At 63.6% G+C, this 12,162-nt stretch carries 11 protein-coding genes; 5 read left to right on the forward strand and 6 right to left on the reverse strand.

The annotated features are described in order from the left end of the window. The first annotated feature begins 6 nt into the window (after positions 1 to 6). The 5 genes from FIU85_RS19640 (at position 7) to FIU85_RS19660 (ending at position 6,238) form a co-directional block, all read left to right on the forward strand. Positions 7 to 594 carry a DUF924 family protein gene (locus FIU85_RS19640; RefSeq protein ID WP_152498099.1) on the forward strand — a complete coding sequence of 196 codons (588 nt, stop codon included), beginning with the start codon at positions 7 to 9 and terminating at the stop codon, positions 592 to 594. Positions 595 to 742: 148 nt separating this feature from the next. Beyond that, positions 743 to 2,137, forward strand: coding sequence for a dihydrolipoyl dehydrogenase (gene lpdA / locus FIU85_RS19645; protein WP_152498100.1), 1,395 nt, complete (start codon positions 743 to 745; stop codon positions 2,135 to 2,137). 174 nt (positions 2,138 to 2,311) lie between these two features. Further along, a complete protein-coding gene (locus FIU85_RS19650) occupies positions 2,312 to 2,869 on the forward strand; it encodes a methyltransferase domain-containing protein (protein WP_152498101.1) in 558 nt (185 codons plus the stop codon). Positions 2,870 to 3,002: 133 nt separating this feature from the next. Further along, on the forward strand, positions 3,003 to 5,873 hold the full coding sequence (gene uvrA, locus FIU85_RS19655; protein WP_152498102.1) for an excinuclease ABC subunit UvrA: 2,871 nt from the start codon (positions 3,003 to 3,005) through the stop codon (positions 5,871 to 5,873). After that, positions 5,870 to 6,238 (forward strand): hypothetical protein, encoded by a 369-nt coding sequence (locus FIU85_RS19660; protein WP_152498103.1) that lies wholly within the window; start codon positions 5,870 to 5,872, stop codon positions 6,236 to 6,238. The genes uvrA and FIU85_RS19660 overlap by 4 nt, the downstream gene beginning before the upstream one ends. A gap of 33 nt (positions 6,239 to 6,271) precedes the next feature. On the opposite strand, the gene FIU85_RS19665 is transcribed toward FIU85_RS19660, so the two are convergent. The 6 genes from FIU85_RS19665 to FIU85_RS19690 form a co-directional block, all read right to left on the reverse strand. Continuing rightward, a complete protein-coding gene (locus tag FIU85_RS19665; protein ID WP_152498104.1) occupies positions 6,272 to 6,604 on the reverse strand; it encodes an excinuclease ABC subunit A in 333 nt (110 codons plus the stop codon). Positions 6,605 to 6,795: 191 nt separating this feature from the next. Further along, positions 6,796 to 7,671: a 3-hydroxyisobutyrate dehydrogenase gene (gene mmsB / locus FIU85_RS19670; protein ID WP_152498105.1), complete on the reverse strand. Its 876-nt coding sequence runs from the start codon at positions 7,669 to 7,671 to the stop codon at positions 6,796 to 6,798. Positions 7,672 to 7,685: 14 nt separating this feature from the next. Continuing rightward, on the reverse strand, positions 7,686 to 8,717 hold the full coding sequence (locus tag FIU85_RS19675; RefSeq protein ID WP_152498106.1) for an enoyl-CoA hydratase/isomerase family protein: 1,032 nt from the start codon (positions 8,715 to 8,717) through the stop codon (positions 7,686 to 7,688). After that, on the reverse strand, positions 8,714 to 9,856 hold the full coding sequence (locus tag FIU85_RS19680; RefSeq protein ID WP_152498107.1) for an acyl-CoA dehydrogenase family protein: 1,143 nt from the start codon (positions 9,854 to 9,856) through the stop codon (positions 8,714 to 8,716). The genes FIU85_RS19675 and FIU85_RS19680 overlap by 4 nt, the downstream gene beginning before the upstream one ends. A 205-nt stretch (positions 9,857 to 10,061) precedes the next feature. Continuing rightward, positions 10,062 to 10,631, reverse strand: a complete 570-nt coding sequence (locus FIU85_RS19685; protein WP_152492736.1) for a L,D-transpeptidase — start codon at positions 10,629 to 10,631, stop codon at positions 10,062 to 10,064. Positions 10,632 to 10,772: 141 nt separating this feature from the next. Further along, positions 10,773 to 11,906, reverse strand: coding sequence for a carboxylate-amine ligase (locus tag FIU85_RS19690; RefSeq protein ID WP_152498108.1), 1,134 nt, complete (start codon positions 11,904 to 11,906; stop codon positions 10,773 to 10,775). Between the last annotated feature and the right edge of the window lie 256 nt (positions 11,907 to 12,162).

The following is a 12,162-nucleotide window of genomic DNA, read 5'->3' on the forward strand; positions in this document are numbered from 1 at the left end:
GATAGGATGACAGCGCCCGAGGATATTTTGAATTTTTGGCTTGACGAGGTCGGGCCGAAGGGCTGGTACGAGGCGTCCGACGATCTGGACGAGACGGTGCGCGACAGGTTTCTCGATGCCTATCACCGCGCCTGTGACGGGACCAACGGGCTGTGGCTGACCTATCCCAGCGGCACGCTTGCCTATATCATCCTGATGGACCAGTTTCCGCGCAACATGTTCCGCGACCAGGCGCAGGCCTTCGCCACCGACAAGTTCGGACTGGCCGCCGCCAAGGCCGCGATCAACAAGGGTTGGGACACGCGCATCGACGAACCCGCGCGACAGTTCTTCTACCTGCCGCTGATGCATTCCGAGAACCTGTGCGACCAGGACCGCTGCGTACGGCTGATCTGCGAGCGGATGCCCGAGGGCGGCGACGACAACCTGCTTCATGCGCGCGCGCACCGCGAGGTGATCCGCAGCTTTGGCCGGTTCCCGCACCGAAACGACGTGCTGGGGCGCGGCAGTTCGGACGCCGAGAAGGCCTTCATGAAGAAGGGCGGCTACGGCGGAGTGGTGCGCGAGCTTCAGGACGCCGACGCCGCCGCATAGCGCAAGCGGTGCGAGCTATTGGAATTCATGGACAAACCGGGCCGGCCCGTGGCATCTTGTTGCGGGAGGCTTAGCTACGTTGTGGTCGTCTCCGAGATAGTTTAATATCAAACTATATTATGAAATCGACCTGGAAACGGAGCATCGCATGGCCGCGCAATCCTATGACATGATCGTAATCGGGGCAGGGCCGGGCGGCTATGTCGCCGCCATCCGCGGCGCGCAGCTGGGCCTGAAGGTGGCCGTGGTCGAGCGCGAGCATCTGGGCGGCATCTGTCTTAACTGGGGCTGTATTCCGACCAAGGCGATGCTGCGCTCGTCCGAGGTGTTCCACCTGATGCACCGCGCCAAGGAGTTTGGCCTGAAAGCCGAGAAGATCGATTACGACCTCGATGCGGTGGTCAAGCGGTCGCGCGACGTGGCCAAGCAGCTGACATCGGGTGTCGGTCATCTGATGAAGAAAAACAAGATCACCACGATCATGGGCGAGGCCAAGCTGACGGCCAAGGACAAGGTGTCGGTCAAGACCGAGAAGGGCAGCGAGGAGCTGACCGCCAAGACCATCGTTCTGGCCACCGGCGCACGGGCACGCGAACTGCCGGGGCTCGAGGCCGATGGCGATTTGGTGTGGACCTACAAGCACGCGCTGAAGCCGCCGCGGATGCCGAAGAAACTGCTGGTCATCGGCTCGGGCGCGATCGGGATCGAGTTCGCCAGCTTCTACAACACGCTGGGCGCCGAGACGACGGTGGTCGAGGTGATGGACCGCATCCTGCCGGTCGAGGATGCCGAGATCGCGAAATTCGCGAAGAAGGCGTTCGAGAAGCAGGGCATGAAGATCATGGAGAAATCCACGGTCAAGCAGCTGGACCGCGCCAAGGGCAAGGTGACTGCCCATATCGAGACCGGCGGCAAGACCGAGAAGCTGGAGTTCGACACGGTGATTTCCGCCGTGGGGATCGTCGGCAATACCGAGAACCTGGGTCTGGAGGATCTGGGCATCAAGGTGGACCGTAGCCACGTGGTGGTGGACGAATACTGCCGTACCGGCGTCGACGGCATCTATGCCATCGGCGACCTGGCCGGCGCGCCTTGGCTGGCGCACAAGGCCAGCCACGAGGGCGTGATGGTGGCCGAGCTGGCCGCCGGCGCACACCCGCATCCGGTGCGCCCGGACAGCATCGCCGGCTGTACCTATTGCCACCCGCAGGTGGCCAGCGTCGGCCTGACCGAGGCCAAGGCCAAGGAGGCGGGATACGAGGTGAAGATCGGCAACTTCCCCTTTATCGGCAACGGCAAGGCGATTGCACTGGGCGAGGCCGAGGGCATGATCAAGACCGTCTTCGACGCCAAGACCGGCGAATTGCTGGGCGCTCATATGGTTGGCGCGGAAGTGACCGAACTGATCCAGGGCTATGTGGTGGGCCGCCAACTGGAGACCACGGAAGAGGACCTGATGCACACGGTCTTCCCGCACCCGACGCTCAGCGAGATGATGCATGAAAGCGTGCTGGATGCCTATGGGCGGGCGGTGCACTACTGAAATGAGCGCCTGCGGCGCGCAGGTTTGGTAAAAGCGGGGGCGCTGCCCCCACGTTGAAACGACGTTTCAACGTTCCCCCGGGATATTTTCGGCCAGAGGAAGCGGTGCGGGGCTTTTCGCATTGGGCCGCATCTGAGATGGTGCGCGTGTCGATGACATTGGAAGTGTAGCGGAATGGCGAGCCTCAACCGTATCGTGATGTACAAGAGTTCCCGCGCCTGGTTCGAGGAACTGGACCTGGCGTCGATGGAGGCCGCCGAGGTGTCGGGCAAGCATGGCCGGCGGTATGAGTTCAAGAGTTACGAGCGGTTCCGCTACCCGGCCCATGACATCTGCGCGGGGCCTTATACCGGCGAGGACGGGACCGTGCGGCAGTTCGATATCGTGCTGGCCAACCAGGTGTGGGAGCATCTGGACCGGCCTTATGCCGCGACGCGCAACGTGATCGAGATGCTGCGCCCGGGCGGATATTTCTGGGTCGCGGTGCCGTTTTTCATCCCCTATCACGGCGATCCGGTGGATTGTTCGCGCTGGACGGCGCGGGGGCTGAAGAACCTGCTGATCGAGGCCGGGTTCGACGAGGGCAGGATCCGTTCCGAGCAATGGGGAAACAGGCTGGCGGGACTGCGGAACCTGGGTGAAGACTGGCCGCCGGATTACGACCCGGAGCGCGACAATCTGGACAACGACCCGGCCTTTCCGATCTGTTCCTGGGCGCTGGCCCGGAAGTGATCGGCAAATAAACTGTGGATAAAGCAGGCGCTGCTGACAGGGTCTGACCCGTGTTCGCGCTATGTTCCGTTTTTCCTCTTGGAAGAATTGGCGGCGTAAACTATCTGTCAACGGGTGAGAGACCGGGGGCAGTATGGCCGAGCTGAAGAACATCGAAGTACGGGGCGCGCGCGAGCATAACCTCAAGAACATCGACGTGGATATTCCGCGCAACGAGCTTGTGGTGATCACCGGCCTGTCGGGGTCGGGTAAGTCGAGCCTGGCGTTCGACACGATCTATGCCGAAGGGCAGCGGCGCTATGTCGAAAGCCTGTCGGCCTATGCGCGGCAGTTCTTGGACATGATGGAAAAGCCGGACGTGGACCATATCAGCGGTCTTTCCCCGGCGATTTCGATTGAGCAGAAGACGACCAGCAAGAACCCTCGCTCGACCGTCGGCACGGTGACAGAGATCTACGACTACCTGCGGCTGCTGTTCGCGCGGGTCGGCACGCCCTATTCGCCCGCCACCGGCAAGCCCATCGAGGCGCAGCAGGTGCAGGACATGGTCGACCGGGTGCTGGCGATGGAAGAGGGCACGCGCGCCTTCCTGCTGGCGCCCATCGTGCGGGACCGCAAGGGCGAGTATCGCAAGGAGTTTTTGGAGCTGCGCAAGCAGGGCTTTCAGCGGGTGAAGGTGGACGGCACGTTCTACGATCTCGACGAGCCGCCGACACTGGACAAGAAGTTCCGCCATGACATCGACGTGGTGGTCGACCGGATCGTGGTGAAGGACGGCATCGGCACGCGGCTGGCGGACAGTTTCCGCACCGCGCTGGACCTTGCCGACGGCATCGCGATTTTCGAGACGGCGCCGAAGGAGAGCGAGCCGGAGCGGACCACGTTCAGCGAGAATTTCGCCTGTCCGGTCAGCGGCTTCACCATTCCCGAAATCGAGCCGCGGCTGTTTTCGTTCAACGCGCCGTTCGGGGCCTGCCCGGATTGTGACGGGCTGGGGATGGAGCTGTTCTTTGACGAGCAACTGGTGGTGCCCGACGCCGCTCTGAAGCTTTATGACGGCGCGCTTGCGCCATGGCGCAAGGGAAAAAGCCCTTATTTTCTGCAGACCATCGAGGCCATCGCGCGGCATTACGAATTCGACGCCAACACGCCGTGGCGCGATCTGCCGGCGCATGTGAAACAGGTGTTCCTGCATGGCTCGGGCGACGAGGAAATCCAGTTCCGCTATGACGAGGGCGGGCGCGTCTACCAGGTGTCCCGCGTGTTCGAGGGGGTGATCCCCAACATGGAGCGGCGCTATCGCGAGACGGATTCGAGCTGGGTGCGCGAGGAGTTCGAGCGCTATCAGAACAACCGGCCCTGTGGCACCTGCGGCGGCTATCGCCTGCGGGAAGAGGCGTTGGCCGTGAAGATCGGCAAGCCGGATGACCTGCGCCATATCGGGCAGGTGGTGCAGATGTCCATCCGCGAGGCGTTCGACTGGTGCGAGACGGTGCCGGACGCGCTGACGCCGCAGAAGAACGAGATCGCGCGGGCGATCCTGAAGGAGATCCGCGAGCGGCTGGGCTTCCTGAACAACGTGGGGTTGGAGTACCTGACGCTCAGCAGGAATGCCGGCACGCTGTCGGGCGGGGAAAGCCAGCGGATCCGGCTGGCCAGCCAGATCGGGTCTGGTCTGACCGGGGTGCTCTATGTTCTGGACGAGCCCTCCATCGGGCTGCATCAGCGCGACAACGGGCGGCTGTTGCAGACGCTTCAGAACCTGCGCGACCAAGGCAACACGGTGATCGTGGTCGAGCATGACGAAGAGGCCATTCGCACCGCCGATTACGTCTTTGACATCGGCCCCGGTGCGGGTGTGCATGGGGGCGACGTGGTCAGCCATGGCAAGCCCGAGGCGGTGGCGGCCGACAAGAACTCGATCACCGGGCAGTACCTGTCAGGCATGCGCGAGATTGCCGTACCCGCAGAGCGCAGGCCGGGCAATGGCAAGCAGATCAAGATCATCAAGGCCACCGGCAACAACTTGAAATCCGTCGATGCCGAGTTTCCGTTGGGCAAATTCGTCTGCGTGACCGGCGTGTCCGGTGGCGGCAAGTCCACGCTGACCATCGAGACGCTGTTCAAGACGGCCTCAATGCGCCTGAACGGGGCGCGGCAGACGCCCGCCCCCTGCGAGACGATCAAGGGGTTGGAGCACCTGGACAAGGTCATCGACATCGATCAGAGGCCCATCGGGCGCACGCCGCGTTCGAACCCGGCAACCTATACAGGCGCCTTCACGCCGATCCGCGACTGGTTTGCCGGACTGCCCGAGGCCAAGGCGCGTGGCTACAAGCCGGGGCGGTTTTCCTTCAACGTCAAGGGCGGTCGCTGCGAAGCGTGCCAGGGCGATGGCGTGATCAAGATCGAGATGCATTTCCTGCCCGACGTTTACGTGACGTGCGAGACCTGCAATGGCGCGCGCTATAACCGCGAGACGCTGGAAATCCAGTGGAAAGGCAAGAGCATAGCGGACGTTCTTGATATGACGGTCGAGGATGCGCAGGAGTTCTTCAAGGCGGTCCCGAGCATACGCGAGAAGATGGATGCGCTGATGCGCGTGGGACTGGGCTATATCAAGGTGGGCCAGCAGGCCACGACCTTGTCGGGCGGCGAGGCGCAGCGGGTGAAACTGTCAAAGGAACTGGCCAAGCGGTCCACGGGCCGGACGCTCTATATCCTCGACGAGCCCACCACGGGGCTGCATTTCGAGGACGTGAAGAAACTCTTGGAAGTCCTTCATGAGCTTGTGGAAAGTGGCAATACGGTCGTGGTGATCGAGCACAATCTGGACGTGGTGAAGACCGCGGACTGGATCGTCGATATCGGCCCCGAGGGCGGCGATGGCGGCGGCGAGATCGTGGCCGTGGGCACGCCCGAGGATGTGGCCGAGGTCGAACGCAGCCACACCGGACGATACCTCAAGGACATGCTGGCGGCGCGCAAGGTGGCAGCTGAATGAGGCGGTTTGCCTTTGTCCTGCTGGGGCTGATGCTGCCCTGCGGGGCGTGGGCGCAAGGCGGACCGGATTGCGGATTTGCGGAAGAGCCGTGTTTCTGCGGCGGGCTGTTTGCGGTTTTGGAACTCGCCGACGATGATGCTGCGTTCGAGGCCGAGCTGCGCCAACGGGCTGCGGAGATGCGAGCACGTGTGCAGGCGTTCCATGGGGAAACGGCAGGCAACAAGCTATTCGATGGCTGGGTTGCGGCATGGCGCGGCCTGCCGCAAGGTATGGAGGGGCAGGTGATGCTGGCCAACGGCTTGGCGCGGTGCGAAGGTTACGTCACCGGTGTGGCGGGGCGACCGAGCGTATCGGTTGGCCCTTAAAGGCAATAAGTACCAGATACTTGCACACTGAATTTAATTCAGGATGCGCGCGGCGGCCCCGATCAGGTCGAGCACTTCGCGATCGACGCGCAGAACCTGATCGCCAACCCGGTAATAGGTGCCGTAGGGGTCAAGACCATAGCGGCCCGGATCACGGATTACGATATAATCGCCTTCGATGACGTCGCCCCGGCGGTACCCGTCATAGCGATCATGCCCATACCCCGAGTGCTTCTTGGCCTGTCCCGGCGGGACGCACGGCACGGCTTTCTTGGCCAGCCCGGGAGGGCAGCCGTTCGACTTGGCCGCCACGGGTCCGGCAAGCGACACGGCGACGATGGAGGCGGTCAGGACGGGTTTCCACATATGGTTTCTCTTTCTGCTTTGGCGGATAACACCTGGGCAGAAGGAGCGTTACTGAGAGTCAGGTGCGCCGGCGGCTTCATGCCGGTTGCGCCGGTGCGTGGATACCGGGCCGGGAAAGGGGGCGCTGCCCCCGCGCCGAAACGGGGTTTCGACGCTCCCCCGGGATATTTTCGGCCAGAGGAAGAGGCGGTTCAACTCTCGTGCCCGCGTTTCTCGAACCGGGGCAGCATCGCGCTGAAATCGCGGCCATTGCCGTCTTCGTCCTCGACGAAGCGGCGGTAGAGGTCGCGCGCGGCCTGGCCGATGGGCGTGTCGGCGTCGGCGGACTCGGCGGCCTGCATGGCCAGAGTCAGGTCCTTCAGCATGAGTTCGGCGGCGAAGCCGGGCTTGTAATCGTTGTCCGACGGCGATTTCGGGCCGATACCCGGGGCGGGGCAATAGGCGTTCATCGACCAGCTGTAGCCCGAGGAGGTCGAGACCACGTCGAACATCGCCTGCCGGTCGAGGCCCAGCTTGTCGGCCAGCGCGAAGGCCTCGCAGGTGACGATCATGGTGGCGCCGAGGATCATGTTGTTGCAGATCTTGGCGGCCTGGCCGTTGCCCGAGGGGCCGCAATGCACGGCCTTCTGGCCCATGATGTCGAAGAGCGGCTTGGCGGTGGCAAAGGCGCTTTCGTCGCCGCCCACCATGAAGGTGAGCGTGCCGCCCTGCGCGCCCCCGATGCCGCCAGAGACGGGCGCGTCTAGCGCGCCGAGGCCGGCCGCGTTGGCCTGTTCGGCCACGGCGCGGGCGCTGTCCACGTCGACAGTGGAGCAATCGAGCAGTACGGCGCCCTGTTTCATCGCCGGGATCACCGTGTCGGCCACCTTGCGCAGGATCTGGCCGTTGGGCAGCATGGTGATGACGACGTCGGCATCAGTTGCGGCGGCCTCGGCGGTGTCGGCATTGGCCACGCCCTCGGCGGTGGTGCCGGCGGTGTCGAAGCCGGTCACCTCGTGTCCGGCGGCGGCCAGGTTGGCGGCCATGGGCGCGCCCATGTTGCCCAGTCCGATGAATCCGATCTTCATGTCAGGTCCCTCCCTCAGGTCTTGAATGTCATTGCGTCGGGCCCCAGTGGCAGGAGCATCTTCTCGGCGGCCGCGGTGGGCGGTGCGGCGAGGTCATGCTGCCAGTCGGGGCTGCGGTCCTTGTCGATCACGGCGGCGCGGATGCCTTCCAGAAAATCGCCTTGTTCCATGGCGCGGAAGGTGAAGCGGTATTCCAGCTCCAGCGCGTGGCGGATATCGCCACCCGCGCCGCGCAGGCGGTGCAGGATTTGCACCGTGGAGGCCATCGAGAGGGGCGAGTTGCGGCGCATGGATTTCAGGGCGGAGGCGGCGAGGTCGCTATCGGACGCCTCCAGCGCGGTCACGATCGCGCCCAGGTCGGCACCGTCGAAGAGCGCGTCGATCTCGGGCTGCTGGTCGCTCAGCGTACCCTGTGGGGGCGTCTCGCTTTTGATGTGGTGGACGTCGCCGGTGTCTTCGAGCTTGGCGATCAGGTCTGGCCACTGGTCCTGCGGGATGTAGGTGTCGGCGAAGCCTGCATAGATCGCATCGGCCGGGCCCATGCGGGATGTGGTCAGGCCGAGATACTCGCCCAGCCGTCCCGGCGCGTTGGCGAGGATCAGCGAGCCGCCCACGTCAGGCACGAGGCCGATGCCGCATTCGGGCATGGCGATCTGGCTGCTGTCGCAGACGATCCGGTGCGAGCCGTGGCAGGAAATGCCGACGCCGCCGCCCATGGTGAAACCTTGCATGAAGGCGATGTAGGGTTTCGGGTATTCGGCGATCTTGGCGTTCAGGCGATATTCGTCGCGCCAGAAGGTCCGGCCATAGGTAAAATCGCCCGCGCGTCCGGTGTCGTATAGCTGCTGGATGTCGCCGCCTGCGCAGAATGCCTTGTCGCCCTCGGCGTCGATGATCACCAGGGCGACCTCTTCGTCTTGGGCCCAGTCGTCCAATGCGGCCTCGATGGCGAGGCACATGTCATAGGACATGGCATTGAGCGCCTTGGGCCGGGTCAGGGTGATGCGGCCCGCGCGGCCGGTCTTGCGGATCGAGATGTCGCTCATTGTTCCGCCAGCATGTGCCGCGCCACGATCAGGCGCATGATCTCGTTGGTGCCTTCGAGGATCTCGTGCACGCGCAGGTCGCGGACCAGCTTCTCGATGCCGTAATCGGCAAGGTAGCCGTAACCGCCATGCAGTTGCAGGCACTGGTTGACGATCCGGCTGCCCGCTTCGGTGACGAATTTCTTGGCCATGGCGCAGTATTTCGTGGCGTCGGGCGCCTTGGTGTCCAGCTTCCAAGCGGCCTGGCGCAGAAAGACGCGGGCGGCCTGCAACTCGATTTCCAGGTCGGCGAGGCGGAATTGCAGCGCCTGGAACTGGTCGATGCTTTGCCCGAAGGCCTTGCGCTCGCGCATGTAGGCCTTGGTCATGTCGAGCGCCTGTTGCGCGGCGCCGAGTGAGCAGGCAGAGATGTTGAGGCGGCCGCCATCCAGCCCGGCCATTGCGTAGCTGAAACCCTTGCCTTCTTCGCCGACGAGGTTCTCGGCGGGAATGGCGCAATCGTCGAATTGCACCTGCGCCGTGGGTTGGCTGCGCCAGCCCATCTTGTCCTCGAGCCCGCCAAAGCTGAGACCCTTTGCGCCGTCCTCGACATAGACGGTGGAGATGCCCTTGGGACCATCTTCGCCGGTGCGGACCATGCAGACATAGGCATCAGAATAGCCGCCGCCCGAGATGAACGCCTTGGTGCCGTTGAGCGTGTAGCCCTCGTTGGTGCGCGCGGCGCGGGTTTTCAGCGCGGCGGCGTCCGAGCCGGAGCCGGGTTCGGTCAGGCAGTAGGAGAGGACCGTCTTCATCGGGATCACATCGGGCAGGATGCGGGCCTTGAAATCGTCGCTGGCGAAATTGTCGATCATGCGGGCGCACATGTTGTGGATCGACAGGAAGGCCGCGACCGAGGGACAGGCCATGCTGAGCGCCTCGAAGACCAGCGTGGCATCCAGCCGCGAAAGGCCGGCACCGCCGGACTCTTCGCTGACGTAGAGGCCGCCAAAACCCAGTTCACCCACTTGCGGCCACAGCTCTTTCGGGATGGTGCCCTGTGCCTCCCAGTCGCGGGCATGGGGCGCGATGGCGTCCTGTCCGAAGGCATGGGCCATGTCGAAAATGGCGGTCTGTTCCTCGCTGAGCGCGAAATCCATCGCGGGGTCCTCCTCGTCTTACCCGGGTGAGTAATTGAACGTGCGTTTAATTAACCTGTTCGCGGCGGCGTCGCAAGGTATGATCCGAGGGTCGCGCAGAACGCGGCCGGGAATCAAGCGCTGTCGGTTTCCGCACCCTCAAATGAAAAGGGCGCCGCACCCCGGTGCCGCGCCCTTTCCCGAATGTCCGATGTTGCCCTTGGGGTCAGAGGACCAGAACCTTGGTGCCGACCTCGGTCTTGGCGAACAGCTCTGCGATGTGTTCGTTGTAAAGGCCGATGCAGCCCGAGGACGAGCGGCGTCCGATCTTGCGGGTGTCGTGGGTGCCATGGATCAGGTAGGCGGGCCAGGCGAGGTACATCGCATGCGTGCCCAGGGGGTTGCCGGGGCCGGCATCCATGAAATCGGGCAGGCTGGGGTCGCGCTCCTTCATGCTTTCGGTCGGCGTCCAGGTCGGGCCGACCTTCTTGCGCACGATCTCGGTATAGCCGCGGCGGGTCAGCTCGTCGGTCATCGGAACCGAGGACGGGTAAAGCGAATAGACCCCGCTTGCGTTCCAGTGATGCACGGCGCGGCTGTTGATGTCGCAGACGATGCGGCCCGTGCCCAGGCTGTCGAAATAGTCGTTCCAGTCGCGGGTCGTGAAAGAGGACGCGTTGCGCTTGACCGACGACGACAGCGGCGCGTTGTCCTGCGCGAGCAGCACGGACGGTGCGGCAAGGCCCGCTGCGGCCCCGAGAAGCGTTGCGCGGCGTGTGAGACGTGTCTTGGACATTGGGGTGCTCCGTAATGCGTGTATTCCCGCTGTATTTAAACGGATCGGCAGAAAGGTTAAGGGAAATCCCGCGTGATTTTGCCGGCTCACGCAGGTTTGAAGGCCGGGGCCGGCGGTATGGCGCCTATCGGTGCGGTGATGTCACAGGTCGGCGTGAAATTCCTCGACAAGGTGTTCGACCACGGCGCGCAGGGCGGCCTCCGGCGCGGCGCCCGCGTCTGTTGCCGCTTCAAAGGTCCGGCGCTGCCGGGTCGAGGACGTGCCGGTGCGCATCACTTCGCGCAGGGTTTCGACCTCGGAGATGCAGGCGAAATAGCGGGCGTCCTCGTCGATCAGCTCCAGCAGTTCTTCGGCCAGTTCGGCCATCGGCACGATCGCGCCGCGGCCGAAATCGATCAGGCCCTCTCGGGTGCCGTAGCGTTGTGCGCGCCAGCGGTTCTCGTCCACCAGGAAGCGGTCGTAGATGCGCCAGCGCTGGTTCTTCGTCGCCAGCCGCCACAGCATCCGGGTGATGCATTGCGTCAGCGCGGCCAGCATCAGCGTGTGTTCCATCCGGGGCTGGACATCGCAGATCCGCGACTCGATGGTCGGAAACTTGGAGGACGGGCGCAGGTCCCACCAGATCTTGCTGGCGTCCTCGATCACGCCCAGATCAGTGAGCGAGCCGACCGAGCGTTCGAACTCGGCAAAGCTTTCCATGCGCGGGGGCAGGCCGGTGCGGGGCAGGTTGTCGAACACCGTCAGGCGGTAACTGTCGAGGCCCGTGTCGTGCCCCTGCCAAAACGGCGACGAGGTGCTGAGCGCCAGCAGATGCGGCAGGAAGTAGGTGAGCTGGTTCATCAGGTCGACGCGGCGGTCCGGGTCCTCGATGCCGACATGGACGTGCATCCCGCAGATCAGCATCCGTTGCACGACGCCGGCAAGGTCGTCGCTCAGGGTGTTGTAGCGGTCCTTGTCGGTATGCGGCTGGTCGCGCCAGTCGGAAAACGGATGGCAGGAGGCGGCGATGGGCACAAGGTTGTGCGCGGCGGCATGTTTCGACACGCAGGCACGCAGGCGCTTGAGATCCTCGCGCGCCTCGGAGACGTCGCGACAGACCTTGGTGCCGATCTCGATCTGGCACTTCAGGAACTCGGGCGCGACCTGGTCCTGCAACTCCTCGGCACAGGCGTCCATCATCTCGGACGGTGCCTCGGCCAGGGCGAGGCTGTCGCGGTCCACCAGCAGGTATTCTTCCTCGATGCCGATGGTGAAATCGGGGCCGTCTGGGGTCATGGCTACCCTCCCTTTTAATCAATACCAGCAGCAAACTGTATGAGTTGGCAAGTGTTCGGCGATCGCGCTGTGCAGTAAAAAGAATTAGCGTCGCCAAAGGCTGCGCGTCGCAAGCGAAAGTGGCCTTACGCATAAGGGGCCGATTCGGACCTATTATTCTCCTGTGGAAATTTATTTCATTTTGGTGAATTAAGGCACGCTTAGGTAGAAATTAAAACAAACTGTTTCTAGAAAAAAATCATAAAAATAAGGTTGA

It is taken from the genome of Roseovarius sp. THAF8 (assembly GCF_009363735.1).
Lineage (GTDB): Bacteria > Pseudomonadota > Alphaproteobacteria > Rhodobacterales > Rhodobacteraceae > Roseovarius.